The 20793-nt window shown below is 73.9% G+C and carries 12 protein-coding genes; 4 read left to right on the forward strand and 8 right to left on the reverse strand.

Features of this window, described 5'->3' with window-relative positions; all coding sequences use genetic code 11:
• Positions 1–23: 23 nt before the first annotated feature.
• The 6 genes from ACFWPI_RS05765 to ACFWPI_RS05790 all read right to left on the reverse strand — a co-directional run bounded on the left by ACFWPI_RS05765 (position 24) and on the right by ACFWPI_RS05790 (position 5546).
• Positions 24–713 (reverse strand): hypothetical protein, encoded by a 690-nt coding sequence (locus ACFWPI_RS05765; protein WP_380380615.1) that lies wholly within the window; start codon positions 711–713, stop codon positions 24–26.
• 97 nt (positions 714–810) lie between these two features.
• Positions 811–1977, reverse strand: a complete 1167-nt coding sequence (locus tag ACFWPI_RS05770) for a DUF4157 domain-containing protein (protein WP_380380617.1) — start codon at positions 1975–1977, stop codon at positions 811–813.
• A gap of 341 nt (positions 1978–2318) precedes the next feature.
• On the reverse strand, positions 2319–3425 hold the full coding sequence (locus ACFWPI_RS05775) for a serine hydrolase domain-containing protein (RefSeq protein WP_380379769.1): 1107 nt from the start codon (positions 3423–3425) through the stop codon (positions 2319–2321).
• 195 nt (positions 3426–3620) lie between these two features.
• A complete protein-coding gene (locus tag ACFWPI_RS05780; protein ID WP_380379766.1) occupies positions 3621–3980 on the reverse strand; it encodes an SgcJ/EcaC family oxidoreductase in 360 nt (119 codons plus the stop codon).
• On the reverse strand, positions 3977–4282 hold the full coding sequence (locus ACFWPI_RS05785) for a muconolactone Delta-isomerase family protein (protein WP_380379763.1): 306 nt from the start codon (positions 4280–4282) through the stop codon (positions 3977–3979). The genes ACFWPI_RS05780 and ACFWPI_RS05785 overlap by 4 nt, the downstream gene beginning before the upstream one ends.
• Before the next feature lie 70 nt (positions 4283–4352).
• A complete protein-coding gene (locus tag ACFWPI_RS05790) occupies positions 4353–5546 on the reverse strand; it encodes an MFS transporter (RefSeq protein ID WP_380379760.1) in 1194 nt (397 codons plus the stop codon).
• A 107-nt stretch (positions 5547–5653) separates the two neighbouring features.
• Here ACFWPI_RS05790 and ACFWPI_RS05795 point away from each other — a divergent pair, with 107 nt between their 5' ends.
• Positions 5654–6160, forward strand: a complete 507-nt coding sequence (locus ACFWPI_RS05795) for a MerR family transcriptional regulator (RefSeq protein ID WP_380379757.1) — start codon at positions 5654–5656, stop codon at positions 6158–6160.
• On the opposite strand, the gene ACFWPI_RS05800 is transcribed toward ACFWPI_RS05795, so the two are convergent.
• Complete coding sequence (locus ACFWPI_RS05800) at positions 6157–7395, reverse strand: cytochrome P450 (RefSeq protein WP_380379754.1); 1239 nt, start codon at positions 7393–7395, stop codon at positions 6157–6159. The genes ACFWPI_RS05795 and ACFWPI_RS05800 overlap by 4 nt on opposite strands.
• A gap of 193 nt (positions 7396–7588) precedes the next feature.
• Positions 7589–10795 (reverse strand): M28 family peptidase, encoded by a 3207-nt coding sequence (locus ACFWPI_RS05805; protein ID WP_380379751.1) that lies wholly within the window; start codon positions 10793–10795, stop codon positions 7589–7591.
• A gap of 301 nt (positions 10796–11096) precedes the next feature.
• On the opposite strand from ACFWPI_RS05805, the gene ACFWPI_RS05810 reads away from it, so the two are divergent.
• The 3 genes from ACFWPI_RS05810 to ACFWPI_RS05820 all read left to right on the forward strand — a co-directional run.
• Entirely contained in the window at positions 11097–12557 is a 1461-nt protein-coding gene (locus tag ACFWPI_RS05810; RefSeq protein ID WP_380379749.1) for a helix-turn-helix domain-containing protein, read from the forward strand.
• Positions 12558–12934: 377 nt separating this feature from the next.
• Positions 12935–13792: a sterol desaturase family protein gene (locus ACFWPI_RS05815; protein ID WP_380379746.1), complete on the forward strand. Its 858-nt coding sequence runs from the start codon at positions 12935–12937 to the stop codon at positions 13790–13792.
• A gap of 69 nt (positions 13793–13861) precedes the next feature.
• The coding region (locus ACFWPI_RS05820) for a condensation domain-containing protein (RefSeq protein ID WP_380424603.1) at positions 13862–20793 on the forward strand (6932 nt) is incomplete at its 3' end.

A 20793-nucleotide genomic window follows, 5' to 3' on the forward strand; every position in this document is an offset into this window, starting at 1 on the left:
GCGAAGGGGGCCGGTGGCCAGGCTCAGCCGCCGCCCACGCCGCCGGTCGAACCGCCGTGCCCGTACCGGAAGTGGTGCCACGAGCGCCGGTCCGACACCGAGGGCGGGGGCGGCGGTGCGGGGCGCTGGTGGTGGCTGACGTGCAGGTCCACCTCGACGGCGGGGGAGAGGGCCTCGCGCAGCTCGCGGTGGAGCGCGGTGGTGTCGGTGTCCTGGGGCACGGGCCGCTGGGGGAGCTCGCCGCGCTCCAGCAGGACGGTCAGCGTGATGGTGACGGACCTCGGGCGCGGGTCGCCGTCGTACGGCTCCTCGGTGGAGTGGTCGATCCGGATCCGTCGTACCTCGGTGACCGGCATCGGCCGGTCCGCCCGGGCCCCCCGGACGAGGACAACAGTGGCCGGCTCGGCGGAGGGCGCGAAGCGCAGCCGGTGCACGGTACGGAAGACCAGACGGACCATCAGCGCCCACCCGATGACCGCGCACGCCCCACCGGCGATCCCGGCCGCCGCCCACACCGGGCCCCATCCGGTGCCGGCGAACAGCATGCCGATGTCGAGGGGAAGGGAGAAGAGAGCACCGTACAGGAACAGCACCGGTGCCGCGATCACGCTCTGGAGCGCGGCCGTGAGGGCATACCGGAGCGAGCCGCCCCGCTCCACGAGGACCAGGTCGAGCACGCCCGGGTTCGAACGATCCATCAGAACACGCCGCATGACGCAACGGTAGAAGTGTGCGGCGCGCTGCGGAAGTACAAGGCGCCGACCGGCCGACCGCGAGCCGCTACCGGACGTCCCGACTCGGCAGCCCCCGTCAGGCGATCTTGCACGGCACGTAGGCGTGCCCCAGCTGAACGGCCGCGCCCAGGCGGTGGTTTCCGTCCTGGATGCTGATGCCGCCCCCGTCGACCCGGATCTTGATCGGTTCGAGTGCGGCGCTGTTCTTCATGCCGGTGACGGCGGCGCCGAGCCGCTTCTCGACGAGCCCGCCCGCCACGGTCTGCGCACGGCCGCTGGCCTGCTGCAGCAACGCGACGCTCACCTCGACCAGTTGGCCCGAACGCACACCCTGCGCCTCGAAGTCCTGCAACTGGTCGATCTGCGCACCGTGGAAGGCCCCGGCGCCCGCCCGGACGTGGAAGCTGGTGTCCCGCTGCCGGGAGAAGTGGCCGCTCAGGTCCGCCTGCGCCTGCTCCGGACCGACCTCCATGTTGACGAGCTTGTAGTAGGTCTCCAGGTCGTCGTCGACCTTGATGTACCCGTAGCTGCCGTCCTCGTCGAAGATCACGCGCTCCTCGGAGCCCGCGAGTTGGTAGATCTTCTCGTAGTACTCCTTGGTCAGCTTCTCGTCCAGGACGAGCCGCAGCCCCGGATAGTCCGGGTCGACGTGGGTGTGGTCGCCCTCCTCCCCGGCGGGCTTCGTCGCAGGGCGCCGCTGCACCGAGGGCTCGACGGCCTGCGTGCCGTGCGCGTGGGCCGCGTGGGCCGCGTGCTCCGCCTCGGACTCCCGGGCGAGCGGCCGGGACAGTACCCGGGAGGCGTTCGCCTCGGCCTCGCGCTCGAAGCGGTCGGAGGGGTCGCTGACCCGCAGCCCCGTCCCGTCGTCGGTGCCCGCGACAGGGCCGCTGCGCTGCTGGATGACGTGGGTCAACTCGTGCGCGAGCGTGTGCTTGTCGCCCCCTCCGGCGCCGAGCACGATGTGGCTGCCCGAGGTGTACGCGCGGGCGCCGATCCCGGCCGCCGACTCCCGGGCGGTCGCACCCGTGTGCAGCCGGACATCGGAGAAGTCCGCACCCAGCCGCGTCTCCATCTCGGCCCGGATCCCGTCGGCCATCGGCGTGCCGGCGCTCCTCAGCACCTCGTGGACGGCAGAACGCTGCACGTCGGCCGCGGCGTGCTGTTCCTGTTCCTGCTCCAGCATCCGGCTCACCGCGGCATTGCCCACGGCCCGCTGCATGGCGGTGAGCGCCGCCGGAGTCACCGCCCGGGCACCGGACGGCAGCCGGGCGGGAGCCGCGGGCCGACTGGTACGGCCCGGTCGTCGGTCGGCGGCAAACGCACTACCGGAGTCATGGGCACGCACAGGAAAGGCCCCTTCGAGGGATCGGCGACAGTCCCTCCCAGTCTGTTCGACCCCGCACCGCCAGCGGAAGGTACGCCAGGGCAACGTCCGATGTCCCCCGGGGCCACCTCCCCCGTCAGCCCGCCGCGCTCGCCCCGAGCGCGGCGGGCGGGCCGTGTCGCCAGTGCTGTGACCGGGAAGGTGTGCCGGGTTGCCTGGGCCTCGGTCGTTGGGCGCCGTGCACCGGACGGTTCCGGCTGTCAGCCGGCGAGTGCGGCATTGACGAGTGCCTTGATGTGGGGGAGGTCGTTGCCGGTCCCCGTCGGGTTGAGGGAGTACACCACGCGGTGTCGGAGGTCGCGGGTGGCGAAGACGCCGTTGTCCCAGCCGGGGCGGGAACCGGTCTTGCCCCAGGCGTACTCGCCGTTCGGGAGTTGGTAGCGCATGAGCCCGCCGATGCTGTAGCAGGCCGTTTGGCCGACGCAGTTCGTGTTGTCGGCGGCGTTCGGCACGTTCGGCACCTCGAACACCAGCTTCTGCTGGGCGGGCGGGAGCAGGCGGCCCCGGAACAGCGCGGTGATGAAGTGGTCCAGGTCGGCGGCGGTGGAGATGATGCCTCCCTCGGCCCACGGGTACGGGCTCTGCTCGGTCACGTCCTGTCCGTCGAGGTACACCTCCGCGTGGGGCGAGGGGATGGTCGGGTCGTCGGCGGCGGGCAGGCTGGTGTGGCTCAGATGCAGCGGCCGGATGATCCTGTGCTCCAGCTCGATGGTGAGGGAGTGGCCGGTGACCTTCTCGACGATCAGGCCGAGGACCAGGGAGTTGAGCCCGTTGTACTGCTGCTCGGCAGGGGGTGCGGGCGGCACGTCGGTGGCTGCGGCGAACGAGGCGCGCAGGAGGTCTTCGGGCGTCACGGACTTGAGCTGCCATCCGGGTCCGTCGGCCGGGCCGGGAGTCCGGGCGGGCTTGGGCAGGCCGCTCGTGTGGTCGAGGAGCTGGCGCACGGTGACGCGGTCGTACGCCTCGGGCAGCACCTCGGGGACGTACTGCCGTGCCGGTGTGTCCAGGCCGATCCGGTGCTCGGCGACGAGCTGGAGAGCCACGGTGTTGGTGAACACCTTGGTGACGCTGCCGATCCGGAGGTAGGCGCCGGCGGTGACCGGGCCGGCGGTGGCGTCCACGCCGTCCTGCCTGACGAGCGCACCCGCAACGACGGCGTCGGGCAGGTGGTCGAGGATGCCCTGGACGGTCGGGTTCACCAGCGCCGGGGCGTTGGAAGCAGGCGTGGCGGCGGCCGCCGGCAGCGCCGCGCCGGTGGTGAGAGCGGCGGCCAGGGCGAGGGTGGTGACGGTGAGACGGATGCGCATCAGGGTTTCTCCGGGGCGGCCTCGATGGGACTTGTTGACCTCGTCAACTCTGCTGCGTCCAGCTGCCGTCGCCCATCGGTGATCACCCTGATAACAACCCTGGACTGCCCCTGGGGGCGATCAGACGATCTTTGTTCCTGTCGGGTTGCTCTCACCGGCCCGACGGAGCGCGGCGCTGGAACGTGACGGCGCCGCTCAGGGCAGCAGCGAGACCTGGTAGTGGGCGATGGACCAGCCGTCGGCCGACCGGCGCAGCAGGACGCCGAGGTTGACGGTGAGGGTGGGGCGGTCGGGGAAGGCGAAGTCGACGCCCAGGTACCCGAGCAGGAGGTCGCCGGTGAGGCGGCGGGTCTCCAGGACGCGGTAGGCGGCGGTCATGCCGGGCGGCTGGGAGGCGTAGTACTCGGCGATGCCGGTGCGCCCGACGGTGTACGGGTGGAGGCCCTGGAAGATCGCGTCCTCGGTGAAGCAGTCGGCGACCTGCTCGGGCTGGTGGGCGTCGACAGCAGCCTTCCAGCGGTCGAGGACGGCACGCAGGACGGTTTCGTCGTTCATCGGGCGCCCTCCGGGAGGCCGGGGTCGTTGGGGTGGGGGGAGAGCGGGGTGACGGTGTCCTGGCGCCATACCCGCAGGGGCATGGTGGCGAGTGCCTGCTCCAACCGTTCCTCGTCGGGGGCGCTGAACAGGCCCCAGGTGCGCCATTCGCCGGGGGCGAGCGGCGGGCGCCAGAGCCGCAACAGGGTGCCCTGGGCGGCGAGTTCGCGGGAGCGATCGGCCTCGCGGGCCCGGATGTCGGCGATCGCCTCCTCGGTGGTTCCGTCCGGGACGGTGGTCACCATGTCGACCAGGAATTCCATCGGCGTCCTCTCGTACGGGTCTACCGGAGTATCGAGGGGCGCAGGTGCCGGGGGTGCGGAGGCACGCCGGTCACGGCCGGGCGTCGTGGCCGGCGCGCAGGCTGAGGACGGAGCCGGCCAGGAGCAGGCCGACCAGGGTCAGCAGCGGGGCCGTCCAGGAGCCGGTGGCGGTGTGGAGGGCGGCGGTGAGGGCGGGGCCGGTGGCGGCGAGGAGGTAGCCGCAGGTCTGGGCCATGGTGGAGAGCGCGGCGACGTGGTCGTGGTCGGTGCCCCGGCGGGCGAAGAGGACGGCGGCCAGGGCCTGGCCGCCGCCCATGCCGATGCCGAGGACGCCGGCCCAGAGCGGCGCGCCGGTGGCGGGGGCGAGTACGACGCCGAGCAGGCCGAGGACGCAGACGGCCACCACGGCGAGCAGGTGCGGCCGCTGGTCGGCGCGGGCGGCGGCGAGGACGGGGGCGAGGAAGCCGCCGACGGCGAGGCCGAGGATGAGGACGGCCTGGTCGGTGCCGGCGGCGGTGCGGCTGAGGCCGGCGTCGACCAGGATCGAGGGCAGCCAGGCGAGGGTGGCGTAGAAGACCAGGGTCTGGATGCCGAAGAAGGCGGTGAGGCTCCAGGCGAGCGCGGTGCGGCCGACGGGTCGGCGGTGCACCGGCGCGGCTGCGGCCGGTATCCGTCGTTCCACCCGCAGCTGCGGCGCCATGCCCGCCGCCGCGAGGACGGCCGGCACGACGGCGAGGCCGATCGCGGCCCGCCAGGACCACGCGTCGGCGACCGGCGCGACCAGGGCGGCGACCACGGCCGACCCGGCGCCCATCGCGAGGGCGTAGACGCCCATCATGGAGCCGATCCGCCGGGGCGCGAAGCGGGCCCGGACGAACACCGGGATCAGCACGTTGACGACCGCCACCGCGATGCCCACCAGCACCGTCCCCGCGTAGAGCCCGGGCAGGCCCGCCGTGCGCAGCAGCGCGCCCGCGACGAGCAGGACGCTCGCCCAGAACAGCCCGCGCTCCTCGCCGATCCGCCGCCGGGCGAGGGCGCCGAGCGGTGCGAACAGGCCCATGCACAGCGGGGGCAGCAGCCCGAGCACGGTGACGGTGCCCTGGCCCCAGCCGGCGACCGGCGCGAGCGGTCCGACCTGCCCGAACGCGACCCGGGTGTTGAGGCTGAGCAGGACGAAGCCGACGACGAGCAGCGCGCCGGAGGCGGGGGCGGCGCGGCCCGGTGAGGTCCGGCTGGGGGCGGAGGCGGTGCTGAGCGGCATGAGCGGCGAACCCTTCGCTGCGGCAGGAAGTTAGGCTTGCCTAAGCTTTCACGCTCAAGTGCGCTTGAGTGCAACCCGCCGGCCGTGAACCGTGAAGGAGACGACGCGTGGAGCAGCTCTACTCGATCACCGAGGTCGCGAAGGCCTTCGGCCTCTCCGTCCCCGCCCTGCGCTACTACGAGGACTGCGGCCTGATCACCCCCGCTGCCCGCCGCGGCCGGGTGCGCCAGTACGACCGGGCGGCCCTGGAACGCCTCGCCCTGGTCCAGCTCTGGCACGTGGACGGCATGATCCCGCTCGCCGGGACGGCCGCCGTGATGGCGAGCGAGCAGGCGGGGGAGCGGAAGGCGCTGCTGGCGGCGCAGCGGGACGGGATGACGGCCCGCGCCCGCCGCCTGGAGCGCGCCGCGGCCGTCCTGACCCACATGCTCGACTGCCACCGCGACCGCCCGCTGGACTGCCCGGTCACCCACGCGCACATCGACGCCCGCGTCGACGCCGCCCTCGCCGGCGAGGAGCTGGCCGACGACTTCCTCCCGCCCGCGACCGCGACCGGGATCGCGCCCGGGACCGCGACCGGGACCGGGATCGCGCCCGCGACCGCGACCGGTTAGCTCAGCACCGCCGGCGTCGGCCCGTCGGGTCGCACGGTGATGCTGTAGGCGGAGCCGGTCGGGACGGAGCGGAACCGCACGGTGTGGGCGGGCAGCAGGAGTTCGAGCAGCGCGGTGGTCTCGCGGACGGCGAACTGGGTGCCGAGGCAGGCGCGGGCGCCGAGGCCGAAGGGGAGGTACGCGCCGAGCTGGGCGGGGCGGGCGCCGGTGGCGGTGAAGCGGGCGGGGTCGAAGCGTTCGGGGTCGGGCCACAGGGCCGGGTCGCGGTGGGTGAGGTAGGGGCAGACCAGGACGTCGGTGCCGGCGGCGATGCGGTGGCCGTCGATCACGTCGTCCTGGACGGCGTGCCGGGGGAGCAGCCAGGCCGGGGGGTAGAGCCGCAGGGCCTCGCTGACCAGGGCCTGCGGGTCCGCGCCGCGCGCCTCGGGATGGCGGTCGAGGAGGAGGAAGAGCCAGGTGAGGGTGGTGGCGGTGGTCTCGTGCCCGGCGACGAGCAGGGTGACGAGTTCGTCGCGGATCAACCGGTCGGTGTACTCGGGGTGTTGGGCCGCGGCGTCGAGCAGGACCCGCAGCACGCCGGGCTCCTCGACGTCGGTCGCCGAGCGTGCCGCGTCGATGGCGGCCAGCGCGACGGCGTCGATCCGGGCGAGGTCGGCGGCGACGGCGTCCCGGGCGTCCCCGGCGTCCGTGGGCAGGGTCGGCATGGCCGCCACCACCCGTTCCACGGAGCGGAGTTCATGGTCGGTGCGGTCGTCCAACGGCAGCCCGGTGAGGGCCCGCCAGACGGTGTCGAGGGCGAATCCGCGCATCTCCTCGCCGAGGTCGAAGGTCTCGCCGGTGCGCGCGTAGCCCTTCCAGCGGTCGGCTGTCCGGCGGGCGGCGGCGGCGATCCGCTGCTCGTAGCGGCGCATCCCGGTGCCGGTGAACTGGGACTGCAGCAGCCGTCGTTGGCGCTTCCAGGCGTCTCCGGTGGCGGAGAGCACGCCGTCGCCGACCAGCATCCGCGCGCGGTGCGAGCGCTTGACGTAGCGGTCGGGGTGGCGGCCGAGTACGTGCTGTACGGCGGCCGGGTCGGTGACCAGCACGGTGGGCGTGGGGCCGAGTCGGAAGGCGGCGATGCCGCCGATGCCGCGCTGCGCCCGGGCGAGCAGGTCGATGAGGTCGGCCTCCTCGGTGCGCCACTGCTCGACGGCGTCGGCGGCCAGCTCCGGTACGGGGCGGGTGTCGGTGGTCACCGGGAGTCTCCTCGGGGGTCGGCCGTCGTGGGCGGGCGGCCCGCCCCGCAGCCGACTGTACGTCAGCCGAGTGGCGGCCCGGTTACGCCCGGTGACCCGGGGGTGCGTCCGGCGCACAGCTGCGCCGCGATCCGTCCCCCTCGACGGACCGCGGCGCAGCGGCTTACGGGGTGTCAGGCGGGTGCCCTACGGGTCACACGGCCTGCCACAGGGCGGGGACGATGGGCGGCTCCCAGCCGACCTGGGCGGTGTGACCCTGGATGCAGCGGTAGCTGACCCCGTTGTAGGTCACGACGTCGCCCGCCTGGTAGGTGGTGCCGGGCGTCCAGGTGCCGCCGGGGTTGGTCGGGCCGTTGCCCACGACCAGCGAGAAGCTGGTGCTGTGGGTGGCGGAGCCGGTACCGGTGAGCGTGATGCTGTAGGTGCCGGCCGCCGTGTTCGCGGCGGTCGCGATGGTCAGCGAGGCCGAGGCGCCGGACTGCACCGAGGACGGGCTGAAGGAGACCGTCACGCCCGCCGGGGCGCCGGAGGCGGTCAGGTTGACCGTCTGGGCGGAGCCGGAGGTGGTGGCGGTGGAGACCGTCGCGGTGGCCGAGTCGCCGGGGTTGACGGTGGCGGTGGCCGGGTTCACCGCGAGGGAGAAGTCGTTGGCGGGGGTGGTGCCGCCGACGGAGGTCTTCCAGATGGTGTAGGCCACGCCGTCGGCGCTGCGGTTCAGCGCGGTCGGGTCGATGTTGCTGGTGGTGTCGCAGGACTGGTGGTAGCAGGAGTCGTACGAACGGCCCGCGCTGCCGCCCCACTTGGTCGCCTGGCCGGAGGTCTTGACGGCGTCGGCGCCGGCCGCGTAGCCGGAGGTGGGGATGCCGGCCTGCTGGAAGGAGTAGTCGTCCGAGCGGCCCTGGCCCTCGACGTTCTCCTCCGGCTGGAGGTTGAGGGAGTCCCAGTAGGCCTTCATCGGTGCGGAGGCGGCGGAGGTGATGTTGTTGATGAAGTAGCCGGCGTTGGGCGAGCCGACCATGTCGAAGTTGTAGTAGGACTTGATCGCGGAGCGCTGGGTGGAGCTCAGCTGGCCGACGTAGGACTGCGAGCCCTGGAGGCCCTGCTCCTCACCGGTCCACCAGGCGAACCGGACGTGCCGGGTCAGGGTGGGGTTCTGCTGGGCGAGGACGAGGGCGTTCTCCAGCAGGGTGGCCGAGCCGGAGCCGTTGTCGTTGATGCCGGGGCCGGCGGAGACGCTGTCCAGGTGGGCGCCGAACATGGTGACCTGGTCGGCGGGGCCGCCGGGCCAGTCGGCGATCAGGTTGTTGGACTGGTAGGTGCAGGAGGTGCAGGTCTGCTCGGTCACGGTGTAGCCGGCGGCCTGCAGCTTGCCCTTGATGTACGCCACGGACTGGCTGTGCCCGGCGCTGCCGGCCCGGCGGTTGCCGCCGTTCTGGTTGGCGATGGTGTTCAGCTGGGTCAGGTGGGCCTGGACCTTGGCGACGTCGATGTCGGGCGCGGGCCCGCCGGGGGTGCCCCCGCCGCCGACGGTCAGGGTGTACTGGGCGGTGTGGGTGGCCGCGCCGGCGGTGCCGGTGACGGTGATCACGTACGTCCCGGCCGGGGCGCCCGAGGAGGCCGACAGGGTCAGCGTCGCGGACGAACCCGTCTGCACGGAGGAGGGGTTGAGCGTCGCGGTGACCCCGGTCGGGGCGCCCGAGGCGGTCAGGTTGACGGTCTGCGCGGTGCCCGAGGTGACGGCGGTGGAGACCGTCGCCGTGGTCGAGGCGCCGGGCTGGACGGAACCGGAGGCCGGGCCGAGCGCGAGCGAGAAGTCGTTGTTGCCGGACGGGGTGCAGGTCGGGTCGCCGCTCTGCGCGGGCACGCTGATCGCGTCCCAGGCGGCCTTGGTCCGGGTGAAGTAGTTGCAGGTCGGGTCGAGGTTCTTGGCGGCGGTCAGGGTGGTGGTGCGGTACCGCTTGTAGGTCATGCCGCTGGTCTTGAGCAGCATGCCGCCGTAGAAGACCTGGCCGGCCTGCTTGACGCCGATGCCGGTGACCGAGGAGTTGTTGCAGGTGGGGCTGGACGGCTTGCCGCCGCCCGGGTTGGAGCCCATCGACAGGAGGTAGAACCAGTGGTTCAGCGGGCCGGCGGCCGCGTGCACCTCGGTGCTGGGGATGGAGGAGGAGTAGCAGTTCGGGTCGTTGTTGACCAGTGAGGGCTGGTACAGGTTGCGGATCGGCCCCTGGCCGACCAGGTTGACCTGCCGGCCGACCTGGTAGTCGGGGTAGTCGTAGGGCGCGGGCTGGTTGGCGTACTCCTTGGTGAGCGCGCCGAAGATGTCGCCGGTGCCCTCGCCCAGGCCGTTCTCGTTGTTGGCGCCGCCGGGGGTGTACTGGTCGATGCCGTGGCCGAACTCGTGGCCGACGACGTCCTGGGCGGCGATCCACTCGTTGTTCTGGTTGTGGCCGATGGAGATGGAGCTGCCGTCCCAGTAGGCGTTGACGTCGTTGAGGCCGACCTTGACCGGCCAGCTGCCGCCGTTGCCGTTGTGGCCGTTGCGACCGAGCCAGTCGCGGAGCATGTCCCATTCCTTCTGGGCCGCCCACATGGCGTCGGCGCAACCGGTCTCCTTGCTGGAGGGGTTGCCGGTGCCCCAGGAGTCGGAGGACTTGCTGAACACCTGGCCGCTGCTGTAGTCGGAGCAGGTCAGGCCGGGCCGGTTCGGGTCGCGCAGCGAGTACGAGCCGCCGGAGTTGGTGGTGCTGATGGTCAGCGGGCCGGGGCCGTTCCACTTGCTGTTGATGGTGCCGGCCCGGACATCGTCGTAGCTGTCGATCACCTCGCCGCTGGCGGCGTCCACGAAGACGTGCAACGTGCTCGGCGCGCTCTCGGTACGGCCCTTGAGGACGGTCTCCCAGGCGAGCCGGCTCGCGCCGTCCTTGACCCGGACGACCAGGCGGCGCTCGGCCACCGAGTCCACCGCGGCCAGCTTGGTGCGCGCGGTCTTCTCCGCGTTCGCCGCGCTGACCTGCGGGGTTATCGACCCGCCGACCGGCCCGGTGGCGGCCGACTGGAGGCCGCGGACCTTGCCCTGGCCATCGGCGAGCACCACGGCGTCGCCGCCGACCACCGGCAGGCCGCGGTAGCTGCGGTCGTACGCGACGGAGTAGAGGCCGCCGAGCCAGGGGGTGACGGCCCGGCGCTCGTAGGTCTCGCCGGGGCCCTTGGCCAGTGCGTCCAGGCCGGCGGCCGCGGCCGCGTCGGCGGCGTTGACGGCTGCCGCGAGGGCGCTGGGTGGTGCGGGAGAGGGGGTGGGCGCGGCGGTGGCCGGCCCGGCCGTGGCGGCGATCATGCCGGCCAGCACGGTCAGGGTGGTCGCCGTGGTCAGCAACCGTCCTGTGGAAACTCTGCGTTGCATCGAGGCTCCTAGCATGTGGGGGTCCTCGACCGCGGACGGCATGGCTGGTGGCGCACCGCAGGGCCGTGTCTGGGGGACGGCCGTGCGGGCCGTCCGCGTTCGGGTGCCGGAACCCTCACACGGCGTCATGCTCTGGTCAATGGCTGGTGCACGCGATGCATAGGGTTGGCAAATTCCGTCAAGCTGGGCTTTTGTCCGAGTGGTTGAGACCACCTCATGTACGGACCGGGTGTCATCGAGTACCGTCCTGATGGTCGGAAGGTTGGCGAGGGCCCGGGGGAAGCGACCGGAGGAGGCAGCCGTGCACCGCAACCGCGTGGCCGTGGCACCGGCGTCCGCACCTCCGTTCCCGCCTCCGTCCCCACCCGTCGCCCCGCCCGCCCAGGAGCTCGGCGCCTGGCGGGACTTCGGCGCCCGGCTGCGCCACTGGCGGCGCCGGGCCGGCCTCACCCAGGCCCAACTCGGCGCCGGCATCGGCTACGACCACACCGCGGTGAGCAAGATCGAGCACGGCGCCCGCCGGGTCACCCCGCGGATCGCCGACCGGATCGACGAACTCCTCGGCGCAGGCGGTGAGTTGCGGGCCGCCTGCCAGCGGGCCGAGACCGCCGAACTGCCCTCCCTGGCGCCCCTCGCGCCCGCCCTGCTGCGGCCCCCGCTGCCGACCGCGGCCGTGAACGGGCCCGGCGGCCCGGCCCGCTGGAGCGCCCCCGCCCAGCCGCCGCCCCGGCTGCCCGACTACGGCCTGCTCTGCCCGCTGCACGGCGCCGACGGCTGCGACGTCCCCGGCCCGGTCGAACTCGCCGCGCTGCACGCCGAGTTCTGCGCCGCGAACCCGGCCGCCGCGCCGCCGCTGGACGCCGCCACCGCACACGCCCTCACCGGGCTGCTCGCCGCCCACCTGCGTTCCGGCGAGGCCGGCGGCCTGCCGGGCCTGGCCGCCGCCGTCGAACGCACCTTGCAGGCCGTGCTCGCCCGGCTCGCCGCCGCCCCCGCCGCGCAGCGCCGCCCGCTGGCCCGGCTGGCCGCCGAGCACGCGCACGCCGCGGGCGCGCTGCGGATGCAGGACGGCCGCAACGCCACCGCGATGGCCTGCTTCGACCGTGCGCTCGCCTGGGCGGAGCTCGCCGGGGACCAGGCCACCCAGGTCGCCGCGCTGAGCGACATGAGCACCCTCGCCCGGATGGACGGCGACCCGGCCGCCGCCCTCGGCTACGCCCGGGAGACCGGCCGCGCCGCCCCCGGCCGGCACTGGGCCGGCGCGATGGGCCAGATCGGCCAGGCCCGTGCGCACGCCCTCACCGGCGACGTCCGGGCCACCATCCGGCACCTCGGCCGCGCCCGGCTGCACCTGGACCACATCGGCGCCCGGGACGAGGACGACGCGCCCTGGCTCTCCATCGCCTCGATGCGGCTGCGGGTGGAGTCCGGCGCGGCCGCCGCGCTGCGCGACCTCGCCGCGGTCGTCGACGACCCCCGGCTGGCCCGCCGGGCGCTGACCGCCGCCGAGACCGCGCTCGGCCTGCTCGGCCCGGCCCAGCTCCCCTCCAGCCGTCTCCTGTTCACCGTCCGGGTGGCGGACTGCCACGCCTGCGCGCACGACCCGCAGACGGCCGTCCAACTGCTCGGGCCCGCCCTGGAGACCGCCCCGGCGGCGGCCCTGCCGGCCCTGGTCGGGTACGAGCTGCGCGGCCTGCGCGACCGCCTCGCGGCGTACCGGCCGGACGCGGCGTGGCGGCTGGCGGAGCTGGCGGGATCCTGAGGGGCGCCGCCGCCCGCGCTGCCCACGCCCGCGCTGCCCACCCCGCCCACGCCCGCGCGCCCGGTTCGCGCTCGCCCCGTGCCACCCGCGCCGCCCTCGCGGGACCGGTGGCCGGATCCGGGTCCGGACCGCACCCCGCCACAGGGGGGCGTGCGACCTTGCCCGGCGCGAAACCGGCCTCGCTGCGCTCCGGTTTCTCCGGTGCCTACGAACAAACGCGCCCCTTTCGCGCCGCTCTAGCGTCAACTTCGTGCGCGGATCTTCCTCCGATCGGGTTATTTATGGCGTTAACACGTCGAATGACTGCCGCAGCTGACCGCTCCCGCTAGAGTCTCTGACGTTTCCAGTCATTAGTTCGCGAATAACCAAGGGGGCGCGTGCTGTCCGCCATTGCACGCCGGCTCGCTCATCCGCTTCTGCTCCTGGGGGTGCTGTGCACGGCCGTCGCCACACTGCACTTCCACTGGGAGCCCGACCGGGTCTCCCCCCTCGTGCTGGTCGGCGTCCTCGGGTACCTGGCGGTACTGGAGCGGGTGATCCCGTACCGGACCGACTGGCATCCGAGCGGGCGTGAACTGCGCTGGTACACCGTGTACTTCGTTCTGAGCATGGTCGGCGGCGCGGTCGCGGCGGGGCTGGTGACGGCGCTGGTGCAGGTGCTCGGGGCGGCCCGTCCGGCGCTCCCGTTCGCCGTGGAGATCCCGCTCGCGCTGCTGGTCGGCTCGCTCGGCGACTACCTCGTCCACCGCTGGTCCCACCACAACCGGTGGCTCTGGCGCCTGCACGGCGTCCACCACGTGCCGGACAAGGTGAATGTCGCGAACAACGGCGTGAACCATATTCTCGACGTGTTCGTCGCGCAGTCCGTGGTGCAACTCTTGCTGTCGCTGATCGGCTTCTCGGCGGAATCCGTGTTCGTGGTCGGAATATTCATTCTTGCGCAGGGGTATTTCGTTCACGCGAACATCGACGTCCGCCTCGGGCTCCTCGGCCACCTGCTGGCCGGCCCCGAGCTCCACCGACTGCACCACAGCACCGACCTCGCTGAGGCCGGGCACTACGCCTCCGACCTCTCGCTGTGGGACCACGTGTTCGGCAGCTTCACCTGGCGCCCCGGCCGGGTGCCCACCGCCGTCGGCCTCGCCGATCCGGCCGCCTTCCCGGCCACCGGCGAAGTGGGCGCCACCCTGCTGCACCCCTGGCGCCAGGTGAAGGCCACCGAGCCGTCCGTCTGACCCTGCCCGCGAGGCCGCTCTTCCTCCGCCCGTGTCCGCGCCGCCACGCCATCACCCTCGGATTGGATCATGACCACCTCGCCCTTCGCCGTGCCCTGCGACCGGATCGCGATCACCGGCATCGGCTGCCGCCTGCCGGGACACGCCAACGACCACCGGACCTACTGGCGCAACCTCGTCGAGGGCCGGGACTGCCTCACCGAGACACCCGCCGACCGCTACGACACCGGCACGCTCGGCAGCCGCGACCGCTCCAAACCGGGCCGCCTGATCGGCGGCCGGGGCGGCTACATCGACGGGTTCGACACCTTCGACCCGGACTTCTTCGGCATCAGCCCGCGCGAGGCCGAGCACATGGACCCGCAGCAGCGCAAGCTGCTGGAGGTCAGCTGGGAGGCCCTGGAGGACGGCGGCCTGCGCCCCGGCGAGCTGGCCGGCCGCGACGTCGGCGTCTACATGGGGGCCTTCACCCTCGACTACAAGATCCTCCAGTTCGCCGACCTCGACTTCCGCACGCTCGCCGCGCACACCGCCACCGGCACCATGATGACGATGGTGTCCAACCGGATCTCGCACTGCTTCGACTTCCGCGGCCCCAGCGTCTCGATCGACACCGCCTGCAGCTCCTCCCTGGTCGCGGTGCACCTCGCCTGCCAGAGCCTGCTCCGCGGCGAGACCGAACTCGCCCTGGCGGGCGGCGCGTTGCTGCACATGGCGCCGCAGTACACGATCGCCGAGACCAAGGGCGGCTTCCTGTCCGCCGACGGCCGCTCACGCGCCTTCGACGCCTCCGCCGACGGCTACGTCCGGGCCGAGGGGGTCGGCGTGGTCGTCCTCAAGCGGCTGTCGGACGCGCTGCGCGACGGCGACCCGGTGCACGCCGTCATCCTCGGCAGCGGCGTCAACCAGGACGGGCGCACCAACGGCATCACCGTCCCCAGCGCGGACGCCCAGGTCACCCTGATCGAACGGGTCTGCGCCGAGGCCGGGGTACTGCCCGGCAGCCTCCAGTACGTCGAGGCGCACGGCACCTCCACCCCGGTCGGCGACCCGATCGAGGCGGCCGCGCTCGGCCGGGTGCTGGGCGTCGGCCGCCGCCCGGGCGACCGCTGCTACGTCGGCTCGGTGAAGACCAACATCGGGCACACCGAGGCCGCCGCCGGCGTCGCCGGGCTGATCAAGACCGCCCTCGCCCTCAAGCACCGGCGGATCCCGCCGCACCTCAACCTGGAACGGCCCAACCCCGGCATCGACCTGGCCGCGCTGCCCTTCGACATCCCGACCGCCCCGGTCGACTGGCCCGAGCACGACGGGCCGGCCCGGGCCGGCGTCAACTCCTTCGGCTTCGGTGGCACCAACGCGCACGTCCTGCTGGAGGAGGCACCGAGCGCCGGGCCCGCCGCCCCGGCCCCGCAGCCGGCCTGCACCGTGCTGCCGCTGAGCGCCAAGGACGCCGCCGGACTGCCCGAACTCGCCGCCGGAATCCGCCGGGAGCTCGCCGCCGGGGTGCCGCTCGCCGACCTCGGCCACACCCTGGCGCACCGGCGCCAGCACCTGCCCGAGCGGCTCGCGGTGGTCTACTCCACGCAGGACGACCTGGACGAGGCGCTGGCCGCCCACGAGCGCGGCGAGGCGCACCCCAGGGTGCTCCAGGGCCGCGCCCGGGAGCGCCAACAGCGCCGCCTGGCCTGGGTGTTCACCGGCATGGGCCCGCAGTGGTGGGGCATGGGCCGGGGTCTGTACGAGAACGAACCGGTCTACCGGGCGGCCGTCCAGGCCTGCGACCGGGAGATCCGCGAGCAGGCCGGCTGGTCCCTGCTCGACGAACTGCACCGCGACGAGGCCGACTCCCGGATGGCCGAGACCTGGCTCGCCCAGCCCGCCAACTTCGCCGTCCAGCTGGGCCTGTCCGCGCTCTGGCGCAGCCACGGCCTGCGCCCCGACGCGGTGGTCGGGCACAGCACCGGCGAGGTCGCCGCCTTCCACGAGGCCGGGGTGTACGACCTGGCCGACGCCGTCCGGGTGGTGCTGGCCCGCAGCCACCTCCAGCAGCGGCTGTCCGGCACCGGCACCATGCTCGCCGTCGGCCTCCCGGAGGCCGAGGCGGAGCGCCGGATCCGCCCGTACCGCGCCCGGGTCTCGCTGGCGGCCGTCAACAGCCCCTCCACCGTGACCCTGGCCGGCGACACCGACGCGCTGCGCGAACTCGCCGAGGAACTGCGCGGCCAGGAGGTGTTCACCCGCTTCCTGGAGGTCGAAGTCCCGTACCACAGCGTGCGGATGGACCCGATCCGGGACGAGCTGACCGCCGCGCTCGCCGCGCTCAAGCCCAACGAGGCCCGGCTGCCGCTCTACCTCACCGCCCGCGAGGGCCTCGCCCGCGGCCCCGAACTCGACGCGGGGTACTGGTGGCACAACGTCCGCAACCCGGTGCGCTTCCGCGCCGCCGTCGAACGGATGGCCCAGGACGGGCACGGCCTGTTCCTGGAAATCGGCCCGCACCCGGTGCTCGGCCACGCGATCCGCGAGTGCGTCGACGGCGCGCACGCCCTGGCGTCCATCCGCCGGCACGCCGACGAGCCCGCCTGCTTCACCCGGTCGCTGGCCGAACTGCACACCCTGGGCGTCGAACCGGACTGGCGCGCACTGCACCCGGCCGGCCGCCCGGTGCCGCTGCCCGGCTACCCGTGGCGGCGCGACCGGTACTGGGTCGAGCCGAGCGCCGTCCGGCAGGTCCGGCTCGGCGAGGTCGACCACCCGCTGCTCGGCCGCCGCACCGCGAGCGCCCAACCCGCCTGGACCACCGCACTCGACCCCGAGCGGCTGCCCTACCTGGCCGACCACCGGATCGAGGGCCAGGTGGTCTTCCCGGCGGCCGGGTACCTGGAGATGGCCGCCCAGGCCGTCCGCGCCCTCACCGGCGGCACCGAGGTGGTGCTCGCCGAGATCGAGCTGAACCGGGCCCTGTTCCTCTCCGACACCGAGCCCACCCCCGTCCAGCTCGGCTACGCCCCGGAGGACGCCCGCTTCACCATCGCCTCCACCCCGGCCGGCGGCGAACCGGTGGTGCACGCCGGCGGCCGGGTCCGCACCGGCCAGCGCCGCGCCCACGGGCCGGCGCTGGACGCCGAGGCGATCCGCTCGCGCGGACAGCGCTTCGACGGCCCCGACTGCTACCGGCTCCTGGCCGCCCGCGGCTACGACTACGGGCCCGCCTTCCAGGCCGTCCAGGAGGTGTGGGCGAGCCCCGGCGAGGCACTGGCCCGGATCAGCCCGACCGACCGGCTCGGCCCCGAGGCGGCCGACCACCAGCTGCACCCGGTGCTGCTCGACGCCTGCTTCCAGACCCTGCTGGCCACCCGGCTGCTCACGCCCGAGGACGGCGGCGTGCGGCTGCCGGTGTCCATCGAGGAGGTCCGGCTCGACCAGGTCGGCGACCGGCCGATCTGGGCGCACGCCACCGTCACCCGCGAGGGCGGCGGCGAACTCGTCGGCGACCTCGCCCTGTACACCGAGGACGGCACCCCGGTCGGCCGGATCACCGGCTTCCGGGTCGCCGACGTCGCGCAGGCCCCCGCCTCGGTCGGCCTCGCCACCATCGACGGCTGGCTCACCGAACTCGCCTGGACGGACGCCCCGGCCGCGCCCGCCGACCAGGACCTCGGCGACCTGCTGCTGTTCGCCGACGCCGGCGGCCTCGCCGAACGCCTCGCCGCGCTGGCCGCCGAACGCGGCGCCCGCTGCCACCTGGTCCGGCCCGGCACCGGCTACCGGCCCGGCGACGGGCACTCGACCGTGCGCCCGGACTCCGCCGAGGACCTCACCCGGCTCCTCACCGACCTCGGCCCCGGCTACCGCACCGTCGTCCAGCTGTGGAACCTCGACCAGCCCGCCCTCGACACCACCACGGCCGACCGGCTCGACCAGCTCGCCACCCTCGGCGGCTACGCGCTGATCGCCCTCGCCCAGGCCCTGCCCGCCGCCCTCCCGGACGCCCGGCTGCACATCGTCACCCGGGGCACCCAGGCCGCCGACCCCGCCGACCGGGTCGAACCGCTCGGCGCACCCGCCTGGGGCATCGGACGGGTGCTCTGGCAGCAGGAACTCGTCGCCCAGCGCGGCACCCTGATCGACCTCGACCCCGCCGCCGACCCGCTCGACCAGGCCGAGGCGCTGCTCGCCGAACTCGCCTCCCGGGACGAGCAGGAGATCGCCCTGCGGGCCGGCCACCGCCGCACCAGCCGGCTCCGCCCGGCCGAGGGCCTCACCCGCCCGCTGCCGCCGGTCCTGCGCCCCGACGGCAGCTACCTGGTCACCGGCGCGTTCGGCGCGCTCGGCCGGCTGCTCTGCCGCACCCTGGTCCGGCGCGGCGCCCGGCGGCTGATCCTGGTCGGCCGCACCACGCTGCCCGAGCGCGACCAGTGGTACCGGACCGACCCCGCCAGCCCGGCCGGGGAGCGGATCGCCTTCCTGCGCGAACTCCAGGCGCTCGGCGCCGAACCGCTGCTCGCCCCCGTCGACGTCACCGACGAGACCGCCCTCGCCGCCTGGCTCGCCGACTACCGGCAGCGCCAACGCCCGCCCATCCGCGGGGTGTTCCACCTCGCCGGGCAGGTCAAGGACGTGCTGGTGCCGCAGATGGACCGGGCCGCCTTCGACGCCGGATACGCCCCCAAGGTGGTCGGCGGCCACCTGCTGCACCGGCTGCTGCGCGACGAACCGCTCGACCACTTCGTGCTGTTCGCCTCCGTCGCCTCGCTGCTCACCACCGCCGGGCAGACCAACTACGCGGCCGGCAACGCCTTCCTGGACGCCCTCGCCCACCACCGCCGGGCCGCCGGCCTGCCCGCGCTCAGCCTCGACTGGGGCCCCTGGGCCACCGGCATGATCGAGGAACTGGGCCTGGTCGCCCACTACCGCGACGCCCGCGGCATGAGCTCGCTCCCGCCGGACGCCGGCACGGCCGTGCTGGAACGCGTCCTCGGCCAGGACCGCGCCCAGCTGCTGGTCGCCACCGTGGTCGACTGGCCGACCTTCCTCGCCTGGTACCCCGCGCCGCCGCCGCTGGTCGCCGACCTGGCCGCCAGCGCCGCCGAGCAGGCCCCGGCCGAGACCGGCGGCTTCCTGGACGCCTACCGCACGGCGGATCCGCCGACCCGGCACCGGCTCGTCACCGAGCGGTTCACCGCCGCCGCCGCGGCCGTGCTGCGGATCGGCGCCGAGCGGATCGCCCCGGACACCAGACTCGGCGCACACGGGCTGGACTCGCTGCTCGCGATGGAGCTGCGCGCCCGGGTGCACGGCGAACTGGGCGTCGCCCTGCCGGTGGTGGCGCTGCTCAGCAACGGCACCGTCGGCGACCTGGTCGACCTGCTCGTCGCCGGCCTGGCCGAGCGGCTCGACGCCGAGGGCGGCCCCGAGCAGGCCGAGGTCGAGCTGCACACCGACGAGGCCCGCTACCCGCTCACCCACAACCAGCAGGCGCTGTGGTTCCTGCGCCAGCTGCACCCGGACGGCTTCGCCTACAACATCGGCGGCGCGGTGGAGGTGCGCGCCGAGCTCGACCCCGAGCTGGTCTTCGCCGCCTTCCGCGCGCTGGTCGCCCGGCACCCCGGGCTGCGGGCCGCCTTCACCGCGGAGGAGGGCCGGCCGGTCCAGCGGATCCGCCCGGAGGTGGTGGCCGACACCGGACTGTTCGACGTCGAGGGCCGCCCCTGGGAGGAGATCCACGCGCTGATCGTCGCCGAGTACCGGCGGCCGTACGACCTCGCGAACGACCCGCTGGTCAGGCTGCGGCTGTTCCGGCGCGGACCGGACCGCTGGGTCCTGATGAAGGCCGTCCACCACATCGTCTCGGACGCGATCTCCACCTTCACCTTCATCGAGGAGCTGTTCGAGGTCTACGAGGCGCTGCGCCAGGGCCGCACCCCCGAACTCCCCGCCGTGGCCGCCCGCTACCTCGACTTTCTCAACCACCAGAACCGCTTCCTGGCCGGCCCCGACGCCCGGCGGATGCTCGACTACTGGCGCGGCCACCTGCCGGCCGAGATGCCCGCCCTCGCCCTGCCCACCGACCGGCCCCGGCCGGCCGTGCAGACCCACAACGGCGCCTCGGCGTTCTTCCGGCTCGACGCCGACCTGACCGCCCGTGTCCACGAGCTGGCCCGCGCGCACCACGCCACCCCGTTCATGGTGCTGCTGAGCGCCTACTACCTGCTGCTGCACCGCTGGTCGGGCCAGCAGGACATCGTGGTCGGCAGCCCCGTCACCGGCCGCACCCAGGAGGAGTTCGCCTCCGTCTACGGCTACTTCGTCAACCCGCTGCCGCTGCACGTCAGCCTGGCCGGGGAGCCGACCGTGGCCGAGCTGCTGGCCCGGGTGCGGGAGAGCGTGCTCGGCGGCCTGGACAACCAGGAGTACCCGTTCCCGCTGCTGGTCGAGCAGTTGGGGCTCCAGCACGACCCCAGCCGCTCGGCGGTGTTCCAGGCGATGTTCATCCTGCTCACCCACAAGGTCGCCGTGGAGCGCTTCGGCTACCGCCTGGAGTACATCGAACTCCCCGAGGAGGAAGGGCAGTTCGACCTGACGCTGTCCGCCTACGAGGACCGCTCGGACGGCTGCTTCCACTGCGTGTTCAAGTACAACTCCGACCTCTTCGACGCCGCCACCGTCGAGCGGCTGGCCGCGCACTACCGCAACCTGCTGGACGCCATGACCAGCGCCGGCACCGACCGCCCGGTCGGCCGGCTGCGGATGCTCGACGAGGCCGAACGCCGCCGCATCCTCACCGGCTTCAGCGGCGCCGACCGGCGGGCCGACCACGACACCCTGGTGCCCGAACTCGTCGCCAAGGCCGCCGCCGAACACCCCGAGGCCGTCGCCGTCACCTCCCCCCGCCCGGACGGCGTCCGCCGCCTCACCTACGGCGAGCTCGACCGGCGAGCCCAGCGGACGGCCCTGCGGCTGCGCGAACTGGGCGTCGGCGAAGGCTCGGTGGTCGC

It is taken from the genome of Kitasatospora sp. NPDC058492 (assembly GCF_042720685.1).
GTDB lineage: Bacteria > Actinomycetota > Actinomycetes > Streptomycetales > Streptomycetaceae > Kitasatospora.